Genomic DNA, 21,470 nt, shown 5'->3' with positions numbered 1-21,470 from the left:
ACCAAGCCGGCGTGCCGGGGCAGTGCGGCGTGGAATGGTGAGAGCCATGAAGCGGGACCGGGATGAGGTGTTCGTCGAGTACACAAAGTCGATCTGCCCGGTCTGCAAGGTCGTTGTCGACGGACAGGTCAACCTCCGCGACGACAAGGTCTACCTGCGGAAGCGCTGTCCGGAGCACGGCCAGTTCGAGGCGTTGGTGTACGGCGACGCGCGGATGTATCTCGATAGCGCCCGATTCAACAAGCCCGGCACGATCCCGCTGACCTTCCAGACCGAGGTGCGCGACGGCTGCCCGTCGGACTGTGGGCTGTGTCCGGAGCACAAACAGCACGCCTGTCTGGGCATAATCGAGGTCAACACCGGCTGTAACCTCGACTGCCCGATCTGCTTCGCCGACTCCGGTCACCAGCCCGACGGGTACGCCATCAGCCTCGCGCAGTGTGAGCGGATGCTCGACGTCTTCGTGGCGAGTGAGGGCGAGGCCGAGGTGGTGATGTTCTCCGGCGGGGAGCCCACCATCCATCGGCAGATCCTGGACTTCGTGGACGCCGCCCAGGCCCGCCCGATTCGGGCCGTCAACCTGAACACCAACGGAATCCGGCTCGCCAGCGACCGGGGGTTCGTCGCAGCGCTCGGCGAGCGGAACCGTCCCGGCCGGGCGGTCAACATCTACCTGCAGTTCGACGGGTTCGACGAGCGGACACACCGGGAGATCCGGGGTCGGGACCTGCGTGAGATCAAGCAGCGCGCGTTGGACAACTGCGCCGAGGTCGGCCTCACCGTCACCCTGGTGGCCGCGGTCGAACGGGGGCTCAACGAGCATGAACTCGGCGCCATCATCAGCCACGGCCTAGCGCACCCTGCCGTGCGCAGTGTCTCGTTCCAGCCGGTCACCCACTCCGGCCGACACACGCCCTTCGACCCGCTGACCCGGCTGACCAACTCCGACATCATTCACCTTGTCGCGCGGCAGCGGCCCGACTGGTTCCGGGCCGAGGACTTCTTCCCGGTGCCGTGCTGCTTCCCGACCTGCCGGTCGATCACCTATCTACTCACCTCGGGCACGCCCGGCGCCGAGGACTTCGCGGTGGTGCCGATTCCCCGGCTGCTCGACGTGGCGGACCACCTCGACTACGTCACCAACCGGGTGGTGCCGGACCCCGCTGTTCGGGAAGCGCTGGAGAAGCTGTGGTCGGCGTCGGCATTCATGGGCACCGACACGACCAACGTGCGCCTCGCCCAGACCGCCGCGGCGCTGGACTGTGCCGACGCCTGCGGCGTCAACCTACCCGAGGCGGTGGCGAACCTGACCGACCGGGCCTTCATGATCGTGATCCAGGACTTCCAGGACCCGTACACCCTCAACGTGCGGCAGCTGATGAAGTGTTGCGTCGAGGAGATCACCCCGGACGGCAGACTGATCCCGTTCTGCGCCTACAACTCGGTCGGCTACCGGGAACAGGTCCGCGAGCAGATGTCCGGGGTGCCGGTCGCCGACGTGGTGCCCAACGCACTCGCGCTGCGCTCGATGATCACCGATAGCCCGTACGGGTCGAAGGTCGCCCAGCGTTCCGACGGCGTCGCCGCCGAGCGGCGGGTGGCATCGGACGCCACCAACGTCGGGCGGCGGATCCGGTGACGAGGAGCAAGCCCGCAGCGGACCCGAAGGGCTGCTGCGCCGCGGTCTACGGTTCGGACCTGGTCGCCCTGCTACTCGGGGATGCATACCATCCCGGTGGTTCGTCGCTGACCCGCCGGCTCGCCGCCCGACTGGCGTTGACCGGCGGGGAACGCGTGCTCGATGTGGCGAGCGGACGGGGTACCAGCGCGCTGCTGCTGGCGTCCGAGTACGGCTGCACGGTGACCGGTGTGGACCTCGCCGGTCCCAACGTCGAGGCGGCCACCCGGGTGGCCCGGTCCGTTGGGCTCGCCGACCAGGTGCGGTTCCGGCGGGGAGACGCCGAGCGGCTGGCTGTCGACTCGCACTCGGTGGAGGTGGTGGTCTGCGAATGCGCCTTCTGCACCTTCCCTGACAAGCCCACCGCAGCGGGGGAGCTGGCCCGGGTGCTGGTCCCGGGCGGTCAGCTCGGGCTGGCCGATGTGGTCGCCGTCCCCGACCGGCTGCCCCCCGAACTGACCGGGTTGGGAGCGTGGATCGCCTGCGTTGCCGATGCGCGTCCCCTCGATGAGTACGTCGCCCTGCTGGCCGGTGCGGGGTTGACGACAACCCACACCGAACGGAATGACTCCGCGGTCACCGAGATGATCGACCGGATCGAGGCGCGCCTGACCGTGCTGCGGATGACTGCCGCGGATCAGGCGGTGGCGCTCGGCCTGGACTTCGACCGGGCCCCGGCGGTCTTGGCCGCGGCCCGGGCCGCAGTCGCCGACGGTGTGCTCGGCTACGCCATCCTGACGGCCAGGAAGCCGGGAACTAGCCCGGGCTGAAGCTCTCGGCCCGTGGCGCAGCGTGGCGTTCGGTTCGCCGCAGCCGACGGAGGCGGGTAGCGATTGGCGTGAATCGACCGCTTGCCGTCCGGGCGGGCGCCCGATAGCCTCTCGCCGTCAAGGTGCACGGGAAGCCGGTGGAAGACCGGCGCGGCCCTCGCCACTGTGACCGGGTAGTGATCTCTGACTGTGCCACTGGGCCTAACCAGGCCTGGGAAGGCTGGAGTGAACGTCGATCCGGAAGCCAGGAGACCGGCCTTGACACGGATCTCATCCACGAGGTGCTGGAAGGGAAGGTCATTCGATGCATATCGCCGAGGGGTATCTCCCTCCGGAACAGGCGGCGGCGTGGTTCGTCGTGTCCGCGCCCTTCGTCGTCCACGGGAGCCGGGCCCTGGTCCGGCAGGTCCGTGCAGATCCAGACTCGAAACTGCTGCTCGGTGCGGCCGGTGCCTTCACCTTCGCGCTGTCCGCATTGAAGATCCCGTCGGTGACCGGGTCGAGTTCCCACCCGACCGGCACCGGGCTGGGGGCGGTGCTGTTCCGACCGCCGGTGATGAGCGTCCTCGGCGGCATCGTGCTGCTGTTTCAGGCGCTGCTGCTGGCCCACGGCGGGCTGAGCACGCTGGGCGCGAACATCTTCTCGATGGCGATCGTCGGCCCATGGGTGGCGTATGGGAGCTACACCATGGTCCGTCGTGCTGGCGGTGGACTGGGCCCGGCGGTCTTCGCCGCCGCGGCCCTGGGCAGCCTGGCGACGTACGGTGTCACCGTTGCCCAGCTGGCCCTGGCGTTCCCCGACCCGGTCTCCGGCGTCGGCGGTGCGCTGGCGAAGTTTGGCGGGATCTTCGCCGTGACCCAGATTCCGTTGGCGATCAGCGAGGGACTGCTGACCGTGCTGGTGGTCCGCCTGCTGAGTCGGACCAGCGGGGACGACCTGCGTCGGCTCGGCCTGCTGCGCCCGGCGGCGGAGGTACGGGCATGAGGCGCTTCTCCTGGGTCAACCTGCTGTTGCTGCTCGCGGTGCTGCTCCTGGCGGTGGTGCCGCTGGCGTTCGGCCTCGGGTCGGGGGAGGAACCCTTCTCCGGCGCGGACGCCCTCGCCGAACAGGCCATCGTCGACGATCACCCGGACTACCAGCCGTGGTTCTCGCCGATCTACGAGCCGCCGTCGGCCGAACTGGAGTCGGCGTTCTTCGCCCTTCAGGCCGCGCTCGGCGCCGGCCTGCTCGGCTACTACTTCGGTGTTGCCCGGACCCGGCAGCGGCAGCGCGACGCTGTCGATCGACAGCGCGGTTAGCGTGTTCGCCCTCGACATCGCCGCGCACACCGGTCCCTGGCGAGATCGGCACCCCGCCGAGAAGGCGCTGCTCGCGCTCGGGCTGCTGGTCTGCGCGGTGGCCCTGCCCACCTGGCCCGCCGCGCTCCTGTCCGGTGGCGCGGCGGCAGTGCTGCTGGCCGCCGCACGGGTGCCACTGGTCGTGGTGCTGCGGGCGGCCCGGGTGCCGTTGCTCTTCGTGGCCACGTCAACTATTCCGTTGCTGGTGTCGATGCCGGCTCCGGCCCGACTGGCGATCGACCCCGCCGGCCTGCCGCTGGCGGCACAGACCGCGGGCCGGTCCGTGGCGGCGTTGACCTGCCTGCTGCTGTTCACCGCCACCACACCGTTGTCGGATGTCCTGCCACGACTGCACCGGCTGGGGATCCCCCCGGCGGTCACCGAGGTTGCCGCGCTGACGTACCGGATGCTCTTTCTCCTGGTGGAGAGCGTGCGTGCGGTCCGACAGGCGCAGGCGGCCCGGCTTGGCTTCCGTACCTGGCGGACCGCCTACCGGTCGCTGGCCGGACAAGCGGGGGCGGTGTTCGTCCGGGCGTTGCACCGGGCGCGGCGGCTGGAGGAAGGACTGGCGGTGCGGGGCTACACCGGTTCACTCGCCGTACAGGTGGCGGCACACCGGGTGTCGGTGCCGTTCGTCGCGGCGACCACGGTGTTGCTCGGCGCGATTGTCACGGTCAGCACCGGGTTGGTGTCCCCTTGGTGAACGCCTCGCTGCTGGAGTTCGACGAGGTGGGCTTCGCCTACCAGCCCGGTCGGCCGATCCTGGCCGGGGTCAACCTTCGGATCGACTCGGGTCAGCGGCTGGCCGTGCTGGGCCCGAACGGTGGCGGCAAGACCACGCTGTTCCGGCTGGCGGCCGGCGCGCTGCGGCCCGCCACGGGCCAGATCGCCGTCGCCGGCACCCGGGCGCGGTACACGCGGGCCGGCCTACGGGAGCTGCGGCAGCAGGTGCAGCTGGTGGTGCAGGACCCGGACGACCAGCTCTTCTCCGCCAATGTCCGGCAGGATGTCTCCTTCGGGCCGGTCAACCTGGGGCTCCCGGCCGAGCAGGTGCGGCGGCGCTGTGACGCGGCGCTGGCGGCGCTCGGTGTGGCGGAGATCGCCGAGCGACCCACCCATCTGCTCTCCTACGGCCAGCGCAAGCGGGTGGCCATCGCCGGCGCGGTCGCGATGCACCCGCGGCTGCTGATTCTCGACGAACCGACCGCCGGGCTCGACCCGTCCGGGGTGGAAGCACTGCTGCGCACCCTGGACGACCTGCACACCGCGGGTACGACGGTGGTGCTCTCCACCCATGACGTCGACCTCGCCTTCCGCTGGGCGGACGCGGTTGCGTTGGTCTCCGGCGGTGGCGTGCGGACCGTAGCCATGGCGGACGGCCTTGCCGATGGGGGCCTGCTCGCGGCGGCACACCTGGTGCCGGCGTGGGCACCGCTGGTGCACCGACTCCTGGACCGGATTCCGGAGCTGGCGGGGGCCCGTCCGCGAGCGGTGAGCGAACTCGCCGAGCTGCTCAACGATGCCGAGCTGCTCAACGAGGCTGCGTTGTTCAACGAGGTTGTGCCGGACGACCGGTGATCGCCGCAACCGGCTGCGTGGCGTGGCCGGGGCGGCGGTCACGCCATGCAGCCGCGCCAACGGCGCTGATTCCGCTGGGACAGCGGCGCCAACGGGTGCCGGGCAGTGCCGAGCACTGCCCGGCACCCGTTGGTCAGGCTGTGCCGCGTCGGCGGCGCAAGAGCACCAGGCCGCCGGCCACCAGGACCAACAGGATCCCGCCGCCGATCGCCGCCGCCGTGCCGATCCCGCTGCCGCCGTCGTCGTCGGTCGCCGCCACCGGGCTGGCCGCCGCGGGCTCCCCCGACGGTGTGGTGGGCTCGGCCGCGGAGGACGACTTCGCCGGCGTCGGAGCCGGCGCCTCGGCGCCAGCGGGGTCGGCGACGGTGAACGTGTACGAGCCCTGGACCGGGTGCCCGTCGGCGGAGACGACCCGGTACGCCACGGTGTAGGTGCCGTTCGCCAGAGCTCCGTCGATGCTTATCGTGCCCTTTGCCCCGGTGACCACGGGTTCACCGGTGGCGACCTTCTGCTCCGCGGCGTCGGAGAGGACGATGGTGGTGAACGCCGGATCCAGCTTCTGGAGGAATTCCAGGGTGATCTCGGCCGGCGCCTTGTCCAGCTCGGCGTTCTTGGCCGGTGTGGTGGTCTTCAGGGAATTGTGCGCAGCAGCCGGCGCGGCCGGTACGAGCAGCAGCGCGGCGGCGGCGAGGACTGCGGCGAGGAAGCCGGCGGGTCTCGGGCGGGTGTTGGTCCGCATGGTTCTCCTGTCGAGGTCAGCCGAGCAGTTGCTGGCCGACCCAGCTGCCTTCGGGGCAGCCGGGTGGGATCGCGAAGACGGCGGAGCCGATCGGGGTGGTCCACTCGTTGAGTAGGTCCCGCTCGGCCAGCCGTCGTTGGATGGGTAGGAACTGCTGGGTGATGTCGGCCTGGTACGAGGCGAAGATCAGGCCGCTGTCCGCAGTGCCGTCGGCGCTGGGCACGCCGTCGTAATTGTAGGGGCGGCGCAGAATCCGGAGCCGGTCCTCGGTGACGTGGGAGCGGGTCAGGTGCGAGAAGTCCGGGATGACGGTGAGCCCGCCCGACCCGAGGGCGTCGAAGTCGGGCTCGTCGTGTTCGTCCGTGCCGGTCAGCGGCGCGCCGGTGTCGAGCCGGCGGCCGACGGACAACTCCCGGTCGGTGCGGCCGAGGAGGTCCCACGACTCCAGGTTCATGCTGATCCGCCGGACGACCAGGGTGGTGCTGTCGCGCAGCCAGGCCGGCCCGTCCGGTACCCACACCGCGGTCTCCAGGGGAGCGCCCGGCTTCGGGTTGGCGGTGCCGTCGAGTTGGCCGAAGAGGTTGCGCTGGGTGCGCCCCGGCTCGGCCCCGGCCGCGCGCCGGAAGCCTTGCTGCACCCAGGCGACGGTGGCGAAAGGGCGGCTGTCTTTTACCAGCACCCGCTGGGCATGCGCGACGGTCAGCGGGTCGTCGGCGCAGATCTGCAGCAGCAGGTCTCCGCCGGACCAGTGGGGGGAGAGCCGGTCGATGCGGAACGCCGGGAGGGCGGCCACCGATGGTGGCCGCCGCTCGTCGACGTTGGCCGCTTGGTAGAAGCCGGGGCCGAAGCCGAAGGTCACCGTCAGCCGGGCCGGCAGCAGTCCGAGCTCCGGCTCGGTGTCGGCTAGGGCGGGACGGCCCTGGGTGAGGCGGGCGGCGTCGTCGGAGAGCAGTCGCAGCATCCGTCCCAGCGCCTCCCGGTCCGTCTCCGGCCGGAGGACGAGCGCGACGAACGCCGCGTGTGCCTGCGGTTCGGTGGCGACCCCCGCCTGTCGGGTCCCGTGGAACGGTTCGACGGCGAGCCCGATCTCCGCCACCGGCGCCAGCTCGGCGGGGCGGGTCGCGGGGTCGTCCGAGGAGCCGACGGCGGTGACCGCCACGGTGGCGCCGAGCGCGCCACCGGCGGCCAGGGCACCGCCCGCGAGTAGACCGCGCCGGCTCACCGCGCGGGGGCCGCTCCCAGTCACGACGCTGCGCTGGGGCTCATGGACATATCCGGCATGCTGTGCTCGGGGTCGTAGCTCTCCTCCGCGCCGGTGAACGGCTTCGCCACTGCCGTAAAGGACTGGGTCCGACCGTCGGCGAAGGCGAGGGTGAAGGTCAGCTCATCCCCGGCCCGCACCGGCTGCTGCAGATCCAGCATCATCAGGTGGTCGCCGCCGGGCTCGAGCATGTGGCTGCTCTTCGCCTTGATCACGATGCCGCCCTCCTTGGCCTGCATGACCATCTCCCCATCCTTCATGGTCATCTCATGCAGCTCCATCGGCGACACCTCGGTGCTGACGCCGGTCAGGGTCACGTCGGCGTCGCTCTCGTTCACCAGGGTGGCGAACGCCGCGGTCATCCCCTTGTCGGCGGCCTTCACCCACGGGTCGTTGATCCCGACCACGTCGGCGGGGGCATCCGCCGCCGGAGCGGTCGTCCCCGACGGGGTTGGGTTGGTCGCCGACGAGTCGCCGGATGAGCCACAACCGGCCATGGCGGCGGTCAGCAGGGCAGCGGCGACCAGGGCGGCCGGGCGTAGGCGCCGACCGGTGACGTTGCTTGGCATGTAGGGCCTCTCTGAGTTCGGTGTCGACTGTTGGTCGGTTCGGCAGGGTGGGACAGTTCCCGGTGATTCGGTTAGCAACATCACCGGTATCGGGACGCTCAGGCCGCCGCCCGCTACCGGGGCGCTCAGGCCGCCGCGTTGTCCCGATGGCACGCCGAACCCGGAACCGGCGGGGACACGAGCCGTAGACCAGGCGGGGGCGGCTCGTCCTCGGCCCGGATGCGCCAGCGGGGACGATCAGTGCGAAGGCCGGTGGGCGGGCCGTCCGGGTGTAGGCCCGGCCGGGACATGGCCACGACGATCGCATAGCCAACGAAGAGGAATCCGTGACTGACCAGCCGGGCGGTCTCCACCCGGCCGGTCATCAGGTCGTTGACCGACAGGAGCACCAGCGTGCCGACGAAGGCGCTCAACATGGGCAGTAGCCCGGTTGGTGGGGTGCGGCGGGCGGCCACGAACAGGAACCCGGCGCCGACCGCGATGTTCCACGCCGCTGCCTCGTGCCACAGGTGGCCCGAGGCCAGCGGTCCGCCGGCGTGGATGTGTGGGCCTGCCGCCGCCTGACCGACCTGGGTCAGACCCAGCAGGACCTGCAGCGCCCCGGTCAGCCCGAGTGCTGCGCGCAGGGCGATCACCAGCCGCTGTCGCCACGGCGGCCGCGTCGTTGACCCCGCCGGGGCCGCCGGGGCCGCCGGGGCCGCCGGGGCCGCCGGGGCCGCCGGGGCCGCCGGGGCCGTTGCGGGAAGTGCGGCCAGGACCGCATCGGTGAGGTCGGGGCCGATTACGCTGACCGACAGCCGGGCCCGGCGGGTGATCGCCGCCGCCTGGTCGAACCATGTGCGGCACCCACCGCAGCTGGCCAGGTGGGAGTCGGCTGCCGCCCGCTCAGCCGGGGTCTCCTCCCCGTCCAACTGCGCCGACAACACCTCGCGCCACTGCTCACACCCCATGTACCGGTAGTCGGACCGGTGCCGGCGTTGGTTCCCGTGCGGGACGGGAAGGTCTTCAACCGGTTGCGGTGTGCCCGGCCGACCTGCTGGAGCGGGCCTGTAGGGCGACAACCAGCTCCTCCCGGGCCCGGGACACCCTTGACCTGATCGTCCCGACCGGGCAGCCGCACACCTGCGCGGCCTCGGCGTAGGAGAGGCCGAGAACCTGGGTGACGACGAATGCCTCCCGACGGTCGGTCGGCAGCGCCGCGATGATCTGCTCCAGGGCGACCTGCCGGTCGAAGCTGCTCTCGTCGGCGTCGGTGATGTCGTGGGAGTCGGTCATCGGAACCGTCCGCGGACGGGACGTGGCGGTCCGCACGTGGTCCACCGCGACCCGCCGGGCGATGCTGAACAACCAGGTACGCGCGGAGGATCGGCCGGCGAATGAGGGAAGCGACCGCAGCGCGCGCAGGTAGGTCTCCTGCGTCAGGTCATCCGCCTCGGCGGGGGAGATCAAGGCGGCCAGGAAGCGCCGTACCTGTTGTTGGGTCCCCCGGATGAAGGCGGCGGCGGCCGTCTGGTCACCGCGTCCGGCCTGCAGAGCCCACGAGGTGACATCGGTGTCGTCGGTCACGGTGGGTACCTCCGGGGTGAGCATCGTGCTGAACGGTAGCGTACGACCTTCCCGGCGCGCCGCTATCTCGCCGGTTCGGGGTCGCCAACCGTTGTGGATCACTTCGTGGCCGTGGTTCCCACCTCCTGGGCAGCTCGGCCCATCCGGGTGACGGCGTCGGTGAGGATGGCGGGGGAGGTGGCGAAGTTCAGCCGGACCCAGCCCGCGCCACCGGTGCCGAAGGCGTACCCGGAGCTGAGGGCCACCCGCGCACGTTCCAGGAACAGCTCGGCCGGCCCGGCGCTCTCCTCGCCGGGTGCGCTGTCGGGTTGGGCACTGTGCGGGGCGAGACGCCGGCAGTCCAGCCAGGCCAGGTAGGTGCCTTCGGGGCGGTGGTAGCCGACGGTGGGCAGCTGCTCGGCCAGCAGCGCCTCCAACCGGGCGCGGTTGGCGTGGAGTCCGTGGAGGAGGTGGTCGAGCCACTCCCCGCCGGCCCGCAGGGCGGCCGTCTGCGCGACCACACCCAGGTGGCTCGGCCCGTGGCTGACCTCTTCCGGCATCCGGGCCAGCTCAGCCCCGGCGCGTGGTCCCGCGATCGCGAGTGCCGCCTTCAAACCGGCGAGGTTCCACGCCTTGGAGGCGGAGGTCACCGCGAAGGCATCCTCGGCGCCGGTCACGGTCAGGTACGGGGTGACGTCTGCCCCCGGCAGCGCCAGCGGAGCGTGGATCTCGTCGGAGATCACCCGTACGCCGTGCCGGTCGGCCAGCTCGGCGACGGCCTCGAGTTCCGCCCGGTGATGTACCACCCCGGTGGGGTTGTGTGGGTTGCATAGCAGGAAGGCCGGCCGCTTGCTGCGGGCCCTGGCCCGCCGGAAGGCCTCGTCGAGGGCGGCGAGATCGATCCGTAGGTCGGCCCCGAGCGGGGCCTCGACGACCTGCCGCCCGGCGTGCCGGGTGAACGCGTAGAAGGGCGGGTAGACGGGGGAGCAGACCACCACGGTGTCGCCGGGGTCGGTCACCAGCCGGAGCACCTCGACGATGCCCAGCATCACGTCGGCTACCACCGCGGTTCGGCCGGGGGAGAAGTCGGTCCAGCCCCAGCGTTCGGCGGCGAATTCGCCGAACGCCTCCGCGTATCCCGTGGGGTGGGCGTAGCCGGTGTCGCCGAGCGCGATGGCGCGCTGTAGCGCGTCGGCGACGGCGGGGGCGAGAGGGACGTCCATCTCCGCCACCCAGAGCGGAAGCACGTCCGGGCCGTACCTGCCCCACTTCACACTGGTACGTCGCCGGAGCTGTTCCAGCGTGAGCTGGGTGAGTGGGTTCGGTGCGGCGGTGGGGTGCTCGTCGGCGGGTGTGGAGCGGGACATCCGCCCACCCTAGGGCGTCCGGCGGCGGCCGGACTCGCGGCACTGGTCGTCGGCGCCGGACCGCGCGCCTCGGCCCGGTACGTGCTTGCCCGGCATTGAACGACTGTTTAATCTAACGGGGTGGCATCCGACGGCGGCGTTGTCGAGACTCGGGTTGGTGGCTTCGGCACCACGGGTCCACGCCGCGGTGCCGCCGGGACCGCATCGGGTCCATGCGGTCCGGTGCGTCTTCGATTCCTCGGGCGCCGGGTCGCCGCCGGTATCACGGCGCCGGTCCTCGAGCGTTTCACCCAGGGGCTGCACGTCGATCGCTCAATGCTGGATGACTATCTGATGTACGTCCCGGACCCGCCCGCGGCGGGCGACGCAGCAGGCACTGCGTACCGGCTGTCACGCCCCCCGGCGTGAATTCTCTCCGCGGCGGCTCACCGACTCTCTGTGGCTCCGCGTGACCGACGACATCGGACCAACCCCGGGGCTCAACCCTGCCCGGGGCCCTCCCTCGAACGAGGTCTACGACCATGACCACGGCAATCGATATTCAGCACATCGACAAGCACTTCGGCCGCATCAAGGCACTGGACGGTCTCGACCTGCGGGTCGAGACCGGTACCGTGCACGGCTTCCTCGGCCCCAACGGTGCCGGCAAGTCCACCACCATCCGGATCCTGCTGGGGCTGCTCCGCGCCGACCGGGGCCGGGTCCGGCTACTCGGCGGCGACCCGTGGGCCGACGCGGTGCGACTGCACCGCCGGCTCGCCTACGTCCCCGGCGACGTGGAGCTCTGGCCCAACCTGACCGGCGGCGAAGCGATCGACCTCTTCGCTCGCCTGCGCGGTGGGACCGACCCGGTTCGCCGCGACGAGCTGTGCCAACGCTTCGACCTCGATCCGCGCAAGAAGGGACGGACCTACTCGAAGGGCAACCGGCAGAAGGTCGCCCTGATCGCGGCGCTGGCCAGCGACGTGGACCTGCTGCTGCTCGACGAGCCGACCGCCGGGCTGGACCCGCTGATGGAGGCGGTGTTTCAGGAGTGCATCCGGGAGGCCCGCGCGGCCGGCCGGACCGTCCTGCTCTCCAGCCACGTCCTCGCCCAGGTCGAGGTGCTGGCCGACCAGATCTCGATCATCCGGCAGGGGCGGATCGTCGAGACCGGCTCCCTGACCGACCTGCGTCACCTGACCCGGACCTCCGTGGACGCGATCGTCGACAGTCCGGCCGCCGCGCTCGCCACCCTGGCCGGCGTACACGGGCTGCAGGACATCGACGGCCACGTCCGCTTCGAGGTTGACGGCGAGCACCTCGCCGTCGTCGTCCGGCGGTTGGGCGACCTCGGCGTACGCGGGCTGACCGTCCGGCCGCCAACCCTGGAACAGCTGCTGCTGCGGCACTACGGCGATGAGTCGGCCCGCCACGGGGCGGTGGCGTGATGGCCACCGTGACGGTGAACCGTCCGGTGCTCGCCACGCCCGGTCAGGGCGGCGGCCGGGTCACCGGGACCGGCACGCTGCTGCGGTTCATGCTGCGCCGGGACCGGATCCGCCTCCCGGCGTGGACCCTCGGCCTGGCGCTGCTGATGGGGTACTTCGCCACCGCGCTGGAGACCTTCGTCGAGAGCCCGGCGGATCTGGAAGGGCTGACCGCCTTCTCCGGCAGCCCGGCCGGTGCGCTCTTCGGCGGCCCGGGATTCGGCTTCGACGACCTGACCATCGAGCGTTTCCTCGCCGGGCAGTACGGCCTCTACGTGGCCCTCGGCGCGGGCCTGATGGGGCTCTTGACCGTTGTCCGGCACACCCGCGCCGAGGAGCGCTCCGGTCGGGCCGAGCTGGTCCGCGCCAGCGTGGTCGGCCGGCACGCCCAGCTCACCGCCGTGCTGGTGCTCGTCGCCATGATGGCCGCGGTCGTCGCCATCCTGATCGGTGGCCTGATGGCCAGCCGGGGGTACGACCTCGGGGGGGCGTTGCTGTTCGGGGCCTCGGTTGGTGCGGTGGCGCTGGTATTCGCCGGAGTCGCGGCGGTCACCGCCCAACTGTCGGAGTATCCGCGGGCCGCCTCCGGCGCCGCCGGTGCCCTGCTCGGAGCCGCGTTCGTGCTGCGCGGGCTGGGTGACATGGCGGCGGTGCAGGGCAGCGGCGCGTCCTGGCTGTCCTGGCTGTCACCGGTCGGTTGGTCCCAGCAGACCGCGCCGTACGTGCACGACCGCTGGTGGCCACTGGCGATCTCGCTGGCCTTCGCGGTGACGGCCGCGGCCGCCGGCTACGCGCTCTCCGCCCGCCGGGACTTCGGCGCCGGGCTCGTGCCGCCCCGCCCGGGACCGGCCCGGGCGGCGGCCTGGCTGGACGGGCCGCTCGCCCTCGCGTTCCGGCTGCACCGGGCCAGCCTGATCGGGTGGAGCGTGGGACTGCTCGCCGCCGGTCTCGCCTACGGCTCGTTCACCCAGCCACTGCTCGACGGGTTCACCGACGCACCCGAGGACATGGTCGCCATCATGGGCGGTACGGAGAACCTGCTGGATGGCTACCTCGGCACCATGGGGCTCACCATGGCCCTCGTCGTCGGGGTCTACGTGGTGCTCGCCGTGCAGACCCTGCGTTCCGAGGAGAGCGAGGGGCGGGCCGAGTCGGTCCTCGCGACGGCCGTCAGCCGGTCAGCCTGGATCGGCAGCCACCTCGTGGTGACGGCAGTGGGCGTACCGTGGCTGTTGCTGGTGGCGGGCGCCGGTATGGGGGTCGGGGCGGCGGTGAGCACCGGCGACGCCGGGTCCCTCGGTGGCCTGCTGCTCGGCCACGTGGCGCACACTCCGGCGGTCTGGCTGCTCCTTGCCGCCGCCGCGCTGCTCTATGCGGTGGCGCCGCGGGTGCTGCCGCTGATCTGGGTGGTGCTCGGCTACGGGCTGATCGTCGGGTACTTCGCCCCGATCCTCGAGATTCCCGCCAGCGCCGCGCGGCTGTCCCCCTTCGCGCACGTCGGCGAACATCCGTTGGAGGAGGTCAGTGTGGTCGCGGTCCTGGTACTGACCGGGCTTGCCGCGGTGACCGCCCAGGTGGCTCGCCTGGTGTTCCGGCGGGACGTGGTCGGTCGAACCTGACCGGACTGTCGAGCCTGACCGCGTTTCTGTGGGGCGGCGAGGGATCGTCGTCCCACGGGAACCTTCCGGCGCCCGGCCACGTCTGATCCGACATGACCAATAGTCGACTCCGTTGGACGGCGCCCGCCGTGTCGCTGCTCCTGCTCGTCACCGCCTGCGGCCCGCAGGGCGAGGCGGCCAACGCGGACGATCCCGGCCAGCCGGAGGCGTCGCACCCCGCTGACGCGGTGGTGTTCCAGATGGCCGCCATCGGTGGGTTCGGGATGCCGTCCGAGCTGTCCAGCCGCATCCCGTCCCTCAGCGTCTACGGTGACGGACGGGTGATCAGTGAGGGCCCCACGATCCTGATCTACCCGGGGCCCGCGCTGCCCAACCTCCAGGTCCACCCGATCGCCCCCGAGGACGTGTCGACGCTGCTGGAATCGGCGCGGGCCGCCGGCCTGGACGGCGCGGTGGACTTCGGCACTCCGGCGATCGCCGACGCCCCGACAACCCGATTCACCGTACGCGGCGCGAACGGCACCGAGCAGATCGACGTCCCGGCCCTCACCGAGGCGAGCGACGACGCGCCCGGCCTCACCGCCGACCAGCGGGCGGCCCGAACGCAGCTGCGGGCGTTCGTCGCGTCACTCACCAGCGAGTCGGGTCTGCTGGCGCCGACCAAGGCGAACAGCGCGAAACCCTACGTGCCCACCGTGGTCGCGGGCGTCGCGGAACCGTTCACCGACCCCGAGGGCCTCGGCCAGCCCGAGGTAGCCTGGCCCGGGCCGACGCTGCCCGGCGACCCCCTCGGTGCCGACACCGGGCCGGGCTGTGTGACCGTAACCGGAGCTGAGCTGCAGACGCTGCTCGCGACGGCGGCGGAGACCACCGCGGCGGCGCCGTGGACCTCGGACGGCAAGAGCTGGACGGTGCAGCTGCGACCGTTGCTGCCGGATGAGACGAGCTGCGGGGATCTCGTGGCCAACGGCTGACGCGGGCCCAGGCCGGGCAGCGCGAGCCACCCGGGGGATTGCGGCGCCGAACGCGAGGGTTGATCATGTGCTGCCATGGACTCGGCATTGACCCTGATCGGATTGCCCGTCGCGCTCGGCATCATCATGCTCGGTCTGGGCCTCGGGCTGACCGTGGCGGACTTTCGGCGGGTGGCCCGCTACCCGAAAGCTGCCCTCATCGCCCTGGTGTGTCAGGTGCTGGTGCTGCCGGCGCTCTGCTTCGGGCTGGTGCTCGCCTTCGACCTGGCCCCGGAGCTTGCCCTCGGGATGATGCTGCTGGCCGCGTCCCCCGGGGGCACCACGGCCAACCTCTTCAGCCACCTGTTCGGCGGGCACGTCGCCCTCAACATCACCCTGACCGCCATCAACTCGGTGCTGGCCGTGGTCACCCTGCCGATCGTGGTCAACCTCTCGGCGGCGTACTTCCTCGCCGACAGCGGGGGCCTGGGTCTGCAGTTCGACAAGGTGCTGCAGGTCTTCGCCATCGTGCTCATCCCGGTCGCGATCGGCATGCTGATCCGGGCCCGGGCGCCCCACGCCGCCGTACGCCTGGACCGGCCGGTCCGGGTCCTGTCGGTCGCGGTGCTCGTCGCGGTGGTCGTCGGCACGGTGCTTAACGAACGAGAGAACCTCGCCGACTACTTCGTCTCGGTCGGCCTGGTGGTGTTGGCGTTCAACGTGCTCAGCCTCGCTGTGGGGTACGGAGTGCCCCGGCTGGCCGGGGTTGATCGGGGCGCCGCGACCGCGTCCGGATTCGAGATCGGCATCCACAACAGCACCCTGGCGATCACCGTCGCGCTCAGCCCGGCGTTGCTCGACAACACCCGGATGGCCGTCCCCGGTGCGGTCTACGGCATCGTCATGTTCTTCACCGCCGCGGCCTTCGGCTTTCTGGTGACCCGTGCCGGGTCCCGGTCGGAGGGGCCGGTTGGCCGGAATCCGTAGCAGCGGGGGATGGTAGACATGCGGCGTGGTGGAGCGGAGTAGGACCGGCGAGCGTGGCGTCGAGGACGCGATTCTGGACGCCGCCCGTGACTGCGTCCTCGCCTACGGCGTACGTCGCACGACCGTGACCGACGTGGCGCGTCGGGCCGGGGTCTCCCGGATGACCGTCTACCGGCGCTGGCCGGACGCGCAGTCGCTGATCGGCGATCTGATGACCCGGGAGTGGCAGCGGGTGCTGCTGGCCACGACGACCGACGAGGGTACGGGACACGCTCGATCCCGCCTGGTCGAGCGGGTGGTGGCGGGAGCACGGGTGATGCGGGAGCACCCGTTGCTGTGCAAGATCCGCGATGTCGATCCGGAGGTGCTGATCCCGTACCTCCTCGACCGGCGCGGCGCGGGCCAGGAGGAGATGCTGCGGTTCCTGGTGGACGCGGTCGCCCACGGCCAGGCCGACGGCTCGGTCCGGCCCGGGGAGGCCGAGACCATGGCCCGGGTTGTCCTGCTGACCACGCAGTCCTTCGTGCTCTCCGCTCGGATCGTCGCCGACGGTCTCTCCACCACCGGCCTGGACCGGGAACTGGCCCGGTTGGTGGACGGCTACCTGCGGCCGGACTAGCACTCATCCCCGCTGATCTCCCGCATGGTCAGAGGTGGCCGGTAGCAGGTGGATGAGGTTCGTGGGCGAGCCGGACCGCTGTCGTGAACGCTGTAGTCCAGGGGAAGGCTTTCTGCCGCTCGTTGCCGCTGCCGGGCGGGTGCGGTTCCCATTGGTCGTCGAGGCCGAGTAGGACGTGTACCCCCTCGTCGCGGAGGCTGGCCACGGCGTGCTGGAACGGCGCCCGCGCGGCGAGGGCGGCGTTGACGAACGGGACGATGACGGTCGGTACCTGCCTGCCGATCAGCTCGGCGACTGAGGTCATGGCGTAGTTGTCCGCTAGACCGAGGGCGATCTTGTTGATCGAGTTGTAGGTCGCAGGGGCGATGACCAGGGCGTCGGTGGCGGGAGGCGACCGGCGAGTGCCGGGTGACGAGTGGTAGGTCGACCGGACCGGATGGCCGGTGAGGCTTTCGAGTGGCTGCGAATCGATGAAGTTCATCGCGCTCGGTGTGGCGGTGACCGTGGCTGTCCAGGATCGGCCCTGTGCGGCCTTGACCAGCTGGGCTGCGTTGGTCGCCGGGCCGGCGCCGCAGACGACGATCTGAAGGTGGCCGCCGTTCACGGAGCGACGTTGTGGTTGGGCGTGGCAGCGACGCCGATCGCTGCTCCGCGTAGGAGGCCTCGCCGTCGCACGTCACCCCTCGAATCCAAGTCGCGGTCTTCGTCATCGCCATTAGCCGGCTCGGTGTGGCCCAGCACCGCGCTGGTGCGGCTACGGCACCAGGATGCCGGGGTTGAGGATGCCGGCCGGATCCAACTGTCCCTTGACCGTGCGGAGCAGGTCAACGGCGAGCTCCCCGATCTCGGCCGCGTACCAGTCGCGGTGATCGGTGCCGACTCCGTGATGGTGGGTGATGGTGCCCCCGGCGCGGGCGATCGCCTCGCTGGCCGCCGCCTTCGCGGTGCGCCACCGGTCGATCGGATCGGAGCCGGGGGAGCAGATCACGGTGAAGTACAGCGAGGCGCCGGTCTCGTAGACGTGGGAGACGTGCGCCAGCACCAGCGCGCCCTCCGGCAGCGCGTCCAGGATCGCCGCCCGGACCTGCTCGTGCACCTCGGGCAGCCGAGACCAGTACGCCGCGGTCTCCAGGGTCTCCGCGAAGGCACCCGCGTCCAGCAGCGCGTCGCGCAGGTACGGGGCGTCGAACCGGTGCCGCAGCCACTGCCGTCCCGGCTCGGCGCCCAGCGGTTGGCCCCCCTGCGCGGTCAGCACCGCGGCGGCCGCCGCGGCGGTGGCGTGAACCTGCTCGCCCTCGTACCCGATGACCAGTAGGCAGCCCCCGTCGGACTGGCCCTGGCCGCTCGCCCCGACCAGGGTTTCGACCTCGTCGGAGAGCCGCAACACCGTGGCCTGCGGCCCCTCCTGCGCGAGCCTCCGGATGGCGTGCAGCCCGGCGGGGAAGGAGTCGAAGCGCCAGCCCTCGTAGTGGGTCTGCGCCGGGATCGGTCGTACCCGCACGGTGACGTCGGTGATGACGCCCAGGGTTCCTTCACTGCCCAGGAAGAGCTGGCGCAGGTCGGGGCCGGCGGCGGAGGCGGGGGCACGTCCCACCCGGATGGTGCCGCGGGGGGTGGCGACGGTCAGGGCGGTCACCAGGTCGTCGAAGCGGCCATACCCGGATGACGCCTGCCCGCAGGAGCGGGTGGCGGCGAAGCCACCGATGGTGGCGTATTCGTAGGACTGGGGAACGTGGCCGAGGGTGAGCCCGTGTTCGGCGAGTAGCTCCGCGGCGCGGGGGGTGGGGAGTCCTGCCTGGAGGGTGGCGGTGCGGGAGACAGCGTCCACGGCGAGGACCCGGTCCAACCGGCTCAGGTCGATGGTGACGTGGGCCGGCGCGGTAGGTGTCAGTCCGCCGACGACCGAGGTGCCACCACCGAAGGGGACCACGGCGACCTGGTGCTGGGAGCAGAGTTCGAGTAGGGCGAGGACCTCGGCGTGGTCGGCCGGGCGGACCACCGCCTGCGGGGCGTGGTGGAGCCGGCCCCGACGTCGTCGCAGTAGGTCGGGTGTGGATAGACCGGTGGCGTGGCGGGCCCGGACCGGCTGGGAGGTCAGCACGTGCTCGGTACCGACGGCTTCCCGGAGTGCGGCCAGGACCGCGCCGCTGGGTTCGGCCGCGGGCATCGCGACGTCGGGTAGGGGTACGGCTGGGGGTGCGGGGGTCAACTCCAGTAGCTGCGCCAGGAGCTCCGACGCGGATTCCGGCAGGGGTTGTGCTCTTGAGGCCGGCCCCCAGCGGGTCCATCGGTCGGCGTCTTCCCCAACTTCATTCATGTGTGACACAGTGACATTCAGTGTCACTTTCGTGCAAGGGGTGCAGGCATGGACGCCACGCTGACCGGGGCGCGCCGGGACCGGGAACTCGCCGAACTGGCCGATGGTGCCGCCGTCGACCTCCTCGTCGTCGGGCTCGGCGTCACCGGCGCGGGCGTGGCGCTGGACGCGGCCAGCCGCGGCCTCTCCGTGGCGGCCGTCGAAGCCCAGGACCTGGCCCACGGCACGTCCCGCTGGAGCTCCAAGCTGGTCCACGGTGGACTGCGTTACCTCGCCCACGGCCAGGTTCGCATCGCGTACGAGAGTGCGGTCGAACGTCACGTCCTGATGACCCGCACCGCCCCGCACCTGATCCGGGCACTGCCGATGTTGCTACCCACCACCGACTACACCGCCGGTTGGCGGGACCGGGCCGCGACGGTTGGGCTCCGCGTCGGCGACCTGCTCCGCGTCAGCGCGGGAACCAACCGCCGGACCCTGCCGGGAACCCGACGGCTCGGCCCGGCCGAGGCGGGCGCGATGGCACCAGGGTTGCGCCGGGTCGGCCTCCGCGGCGCCCGGTTGTCCTGGGACGGCCAGCTCTGCGACGATGCCCGGCTCGTGGTCGGCCTGGCCCGTGCGGCGGCGGCGCGTTCCGCCCGCATCCTTCCCCGCGCCCGGGTGGTCGCCCTGCACGGCGACGGCGCCACCGTCGAGGACACCCGCACCGGGGAGACGCTGTACATCGCCGCCCGCGCCGTGATCAACGCCACCGGGGTCTGGGCAAGCAGCCTGACCCCACACGTGCGCCTGCGGCCCTCCCGCGGCACCCACCTCGTGCTGCCCGCCGCGGCGCTGGATGGGCTCTGGGCCGGTCTGACCATCCCGGTCCCCGGCGAGTTCAGCCGCTATGTTCTCGTGCTGCCCCAGCCCGATGGCCTGGTCTACGTCGGGCTGACCGACGAGCCGCTGGCCGGACCCATCCCGGACGTACCGGAGCCCACCGAGGCCGACATCGCGTTCCTGCTAGACGTGCTCAACGGCGTCCTCGACCGGCCACTACACCGCGGCGACGTCCTCGGTGCCTACGCCGGGCTCCGGCCGCTGCTCGCCGACGCCGCCGACCGTACCGCCGATCTTTCCCGGCAGCACGCCGTCATCGACGACCCGGACGGGGTGATCAGTGTTGTCGGCGGAAAGCTCACCACCTATCGGCGGATGGCCGAGGACGCGGTGGACACCGCGGTGCATCGTCGGAACCTGACCGCCGGTGTTTGCCGTACCCGCCGTCTCCCGCTTCCAGGTGCCGCGAGCCCCGCACACCTCGCCCGGGTCCCGGCCCCCCGGCGGCTGGTCGCCCGCTACGGTGTCGAGGCGGTCAATGTCCTGGCCGAGGCGCCGGCGCATCTGCACCGGCCGATCGGCCCAGAGATCCCGGTCACCGGCGCCGAGCTACTTTGGGCCGCCCGGCATGAACTCGCCCGTACCGTTGACGATCTGTTGGAGCGGCGAACCCGCCTCGGTCTTGTTCCTGCCTACCGGGACGCGGCGCTGCCGGTGGCGGGTGAGGTCCTTGAGCTCGCCGAGACCCGGTGACGTACGCCGGCTCGCTGCCTAGTCCGGAACGCCTACCGGTCACCGGTCGGTTCGGCCCGGACCTCGCCCGACGTCCGGATGCGTCGGCGGTCCTCGCGGACTACGTGCCGGATCGACTGGAGGGAGGCGTCCGGCGCGAAGATCAGTGCGTACCAGCTGTCCAGCGTGGTGCGAAGCTGGGCGATGCTGGCCTGGAGTCGACGGCTTCGCTCATTCGAGGCGCGTAGCTGCTCCCGGATCGTCTGCGCCTCGGCCTCCAACTCGGCCATCCGGATTCGCATCGGCTGCACCAGGGTCAGGGCGGTATCAGTGATCACACCAGCCGCCTCGGCGCGGAACTTTCCCCGCTTCACCACCACCGCGGCGATGGTCGCGAATCCGCCAGCGCCGCCCAGGACGCCGAGTATCGACAGCACGACCTGGAGCCACTGTGGGGCGGCAGCTGCTGCGTCGGTCGCGGGTAGAGGTGGGGGCGGGGGTGGGGGTGGGGGTGGGGGTGGGGCTGTCATGGGAACTCACCAGCCAGGTCCGGGGCTGGGCGCTGCGGCTCGACCAGCCGGTACAGATCGTGTAGGAGCTCCCCGCCCCGCCACCATGAAGCGAGCGCCACCGCGGTGATGAAGGAGACGGAGGTGACGGCCGCCAGACCGCCGCCCACCCCCATCGTGATCGCGTACATGCTGGTGACAGTGCCGAGCATCAGCATGGACGCCAGTTCCAGCCCGAGCCCGGTGGCATACCGGCCTGGCCACAACAGCCCGGCGATGCCGATCAGGCCGGCGACGATCAGCCCCAGCTGCCAGCCGATGCGGATCGGCTCCGGCATGGCGACCCCCAACGAAGGTGGTGCCCCCAGGACGAGCATCAGCGTGCCGCACATGGGCGAGGTGAAGACGACGGCGTTCTCGAAGGGCCGTCGATTTCGCCAGATCAGCCGTTTCCGCACCGCAGCTCCTCAAGTGGTCACTCGCCGAGCCGGTCTCAGGGGACACGCTCGGACCGGCGCTGCGCGAGGAGGGGATGACGACGAGCGTCATTGATTGCCGATAACTCAGTCATATCACCCGGCGGAGCTGTCGCCCAAAA

23 protein-coding genes and 1 riboswitch are annotated in these 21,470 nt (G+C 71.4%); of the genes, 13 read left to right on the top strand and 10 right to left on the bottom strand.

Translation table 11 applies throughout. The features are described 5' to 3' along the window. Positions 1-46 precede the first annotated feature (46 nt). The 6 genes from SALPAC2_RS0106145 to SALPAC2_RS0106120 all read left to right on the top strand — a co-directional run bounded on the left by SALPAC2_RS0106145 (position 47) and on the right by SALPAC2_RS0106120 (position 5,364). Positions 47-1,639 carry a radical SAM protein gene (locus SALPAC2_RS0106145; protein ID WP_018215769.1) on the top strand — a complete coding sequence of 531 codons (1,593 nt, stop codon included), beginning with the start codon at positions 47-49 and terminating at the stop codon, positions 1,637-1,639. Then, complete coding sequence (locus SALPAC2_RS0106140) at positions 1,636-2,448, top strand: class I SAM-dependent methyltransferase (protein ID WP_018215768.1); 813 nt, start codon at positions 1,636-1,638, stop codon at positions 2,446-2,448. The genes SALPAC2_RS0106145 and SALPAC2_RS0106140 overlap by 4 nt, the downstream gene beginning before the upstream one ends. Before the next feature lie 103 nt (positions 2,449-2,551). Further along, a riboswitch (cobalamin riboswitch) is annotated at positions 2,552-2,723 on the top strand. Positions 2,724-2,752: 29 nt separating this feature from the next. Continuing rightward, positions 2,753-3,433, top strand: a complete 681-nt coding sequence (locus SALPAC2_RS0106135) for an energy-coupling factor ABC transporter permease (RefSeq protein ID WP_018215767.1) — start codon at positions 2,753-2,755, stop codon at positions 3,431-3,433. Next, positions 3,430-3,747, top strand: a complete 318-nt coding sequence (locus SALPAC2_RS0106130; protein ID WP_018215766.1) for an energy-coupling factor ABC transporter substrate-binding protein — start codon at positions 3,430-3,432, stop codon at positions 3,745-3,747. The genes SALPAC2_RS0106135 and SALPAC2_RS0106130 overlap by 4 nt, the downstream gene beginning before the upstream one ends. Position 3,748: 1 nt before the next feature. Then, positions 3,749-4,489: a cobalt ECF transporter T component CbiQ gene (cbiQ, locus tag SALPAC2_RS0106125; protein ID WP_018215765.1), complete on the top strand. Its 741-nt coding sequence runs from the start codon at positions 3,749-3,751 to the stop codon at positions 4,487-4,489. After that, positions 4,486-5,364 (top strand): energy-coupling factor ABC transporter ATP-binding protein, encoded by an 879-nt coding sequence (locus SALPAC2_RS0106120; RefSeq protein ID WP_018215764.1) that lies wholly within the window; start codon positions 4,486-4,488, stop codon positions 5,362-5,364. Before cbiQ ends, SALPAC2_RS0106120 begins: the two co-directional genes overlap by 4 nt. Before the next feature lie 133 nt (positions 5,365-5,497). On the opposite strand, the gene SALPAC2_RS0106115 is transcribed toward SALPAC2_RS0106120, so the two are convergent. The 6 genes from SALPAC2_RS0106115 to SALPAC2_RS0106090 form a co-directional block, all read right to left on the bottom strand. Beyond that, positions 5,498-6,103 carry a copper resistance protein CopC gene (locus SALPAC2_RS0106115; RefSeq protein ID WP_018215763.1) on the bottom strand — a complete coding sequence of 202 codons (606 nt, stop codon included), beginning with the start codon at positions 6,101-6,103 and terminating at the stop codon, positions 5,498-5,500. A 16-nt stretch (positions 6,104-6,119) separates the two neighbouring features. Beyond that, positions 6,120-7,349, bottom strand: coding sequence for a Dyp-type peroxidase (locus SALPAC2_RS0106110; protein ID WP_026184480.1), 1,230 nt, complete (start codon positions 7,347-7,349; stop codon positions 6,120-6,122). Further along, a complete protein-coding gene (locus SALPAC2_RS0106105) occupies positions 7,346-7,933 on the bottom strand; it encodes a copper chaperone PCu(A)C (RefSeq protein WP_018215761.1) in 588 nt (195 codons plus the stop codon). Before SALPAC2_RS0106105 ends, SALPAC2_RS0106110 begins: the two co-directional genes overlap by 4 nt. A gap of 125 nt (positions 7,934-8,058) precedes the next feature. Beyond that, positions 8,059-8,883, bottom strand: a complete 825-nt coding sequence (locus tag SALPAC2_RS0106100; RefSeq protein ID WP_026184479.1) for a zf-HC2 domain-containing protein — start codon at positions 8,881-8,883, stop codon at positions 8,059-8,061. A gap of 55 nt (positions 8,884-8,938) precedes the next feature. Next, positions 8,939-9,499, bottom strand: a complete 561-nt coding sequence (locus SALPAC2_RS0106095; RefSeq protein WP_026184478.1) for a sigma-70 family RNA polymerase sigma factor — start codon at positions 9,497-9,499, stop codon at positions 8,939-8,941. 98 nt (positions 9,500-9,597) lie between these two features. After that, positions 9,598-10,845 carry a MalY/PatB family protein gene (locus SALPAC2_RS0106090; protein ID WP_018215758.1) on the bottom strand — a complete coding sequence of 416 codons (1,248 nt, stop codon included), beginning with the start codon at positions 10,843-10,845 and terminating at the stop codon, positions 9,598-9,600. A 120-nt stretch (positions 10,846-10,965) separates the two neighbouring features. Here SALPAC2_RS0106090 and SALPAC2_RS28300 point away from each other — a divergent pair, with 120 nt between their 5' ends. The 6 genes from SALPAC2_RS28300 (at position 10,966) to SALPAC2_RS0106060 (ending at position 16,492) form a co-directional block, all read left to right on the top strand. Further along, positions 10,966-11,253 carry a hypothetical protein gene (locus SALPAC2_RS28300; RefSeq protein ID WP_018215757.1) on the top strand — a complete coding sequence of 96 codons (288 nt, stop codon included), beginning with the start codon at positions 10,966-10,968 and terminating at the stop codon, positions 11,251-11,253. 113 nt (positions 11,254-11,366) lie between these two features. Beyond that, complete coding sequence (locus SALPAC2_RS0106080) at positions 11,367-12,275, top strand: ABC transporter ATP-binding protein (protein WP_018215756.1); 909 nt, start codon at positions 11,367-11,369, stop codon at positions 12,273-12,275. Continuing rightward, entirely contained in the window at positions 12,275-13,933 is a 1,659-nt protein-coding gene (locus SALPAC2_RS0106075; RefSeq protein ID WP_018215755.1) for an ABC transporter permease, read from the top strand. Before SALPAC2_RS0106080 ends, SALPAC2_RS0106075 begins: the two co-directional genes overlap by 1 nt. Before the next feature lie 92 nt (positions 13,934-14,025). After that, positions 14,026-14,907 carry a hypothetical protein gene (locus SALPAC2_RS0106070; protein WP_026184477.1) on the top strand — a complete coding sequence of 294 codons (882 nt, stop codon included), beginning with the start codon at positions 14,026-14,028 and terminating at the stop codon, positions 14,905-14,907. 75 nt (positions 14,908-14,982) lie between these two features. Then, positions 14,983-15,873, top strand: coding sequence for a bile acid:sodium symporter family protein (locus tag SALPAC2_RS0106065; protein WP_018215753.1), 891 nt, complete (start codon positions 14,983-14,985; stop codon positions 15,871-15,873). A gap of 25 nt (positions 15,874-15,898) precedes the next feature. Then, entirely contained in the window at positions 15,899-16,492 is a 594-nt protein-coding gene (locus SALPAC2_RS0106060) for a TetR/AcrR family transcriptional regulator (protein ID WP_018215752.1), read from the top strand. Positions 16,493-16,520: 28 nt separating this feature from the next. Here the strand turns inward: SALPAC2_RS0106060 and SALPAC2_RS0106055 are convergent, their stop codons facing one another. Together SALPAC2_RS0106055 and SALPAC2_RS0106050 are read right to left on the bottom strand one after the other, a co-directional pair. Continuing rightward, entirely contained in the window at positions 16,521-17,096 is a 576-nt protein-coding gene (locus tag SALPAC2_RS0106055; protein WP_018215751.1) for a flavoprotein, read from the bottom strand. Between the two features lie 150 nt (positions 17,097-17,246). Then, complete coding sequence (locus SALPAC2_RS0106050; protein WP_026184476.1) at positions 17,247-18,809, bottom strand: FAD-binding oxidoreductase; 1,563 nt, start codon at positions 18,807-18,809, stop codon at positions 17,247-17,249. Between the two features lie 48 nt (positions 18,810-18,857). Between SALPAC2_RS0106050 and SALPAC2_RS0106045 the strand changes: the two genes are divergently transcribed. Next, positions 18,858-20,384 carry a glycerol-3-phosphate dehydrogenase/oxidase gene (locus SALPAC2_RS0106045; RefSeq protein ID WP_018215749.1) on the top strand — a complete coding sequence of 509 codons (1,527 nt, stop codon included), beginning with the start codon at positions 18,858-18,860 and terminating at the stop codon, positions 20,382-20,384. Positions 20,385-20,416: 32 nt separating this feature from the next. Here the strand turns inward: SALPAC2_RS0106045 and SALPAC2_RS0106040 are convergent, their stop codons facing one another. Both SALPAC2_RS0106040 and SALPAC2_RS0106035 read right to left on the bottom strand, forming a co-directional pair. Continuing rightward, entirely contained in the window at positions 20,417-20,800 is a 384-nt protein-coding gene (locus tag SALPAC2_RS0106040) for a hypothetical protein (RefSeq protein WP_018215748.1), read from the bottom strand. Between the two features lie 89 nt (positions 20,801-20,889). Beyond that, positions 20,890-21,330 carry a hypothetical protein gene (locus SALPAC2_RS0106035; RefSeq protein WP_018215747.1) on the bottom strand — a complete coding sequence of 147 codons (441 nt, stop codon included), beginning with the start codon at positions 21,328-21,330 and terminating at the stop codon, positions 20,890-20,892. Between the last annotated feature and the right edge of the window lie 140 nt (positions 21,331-21,470).

The organism is Salinispora vitiensis, assembly GCF_000378825.1.
Classification (GTDB): domain Bacteria; phylum Actinomycetota; class Actinomycetes; order Mycobacteriales; family Micromonosporaceae; genus Micromonospora; species Micromonospora vitiensis.
Note: the sequence above shows the minus strand (reverse complement) of the source record. Positions and strands in the feature narration are given on the sequence as shown.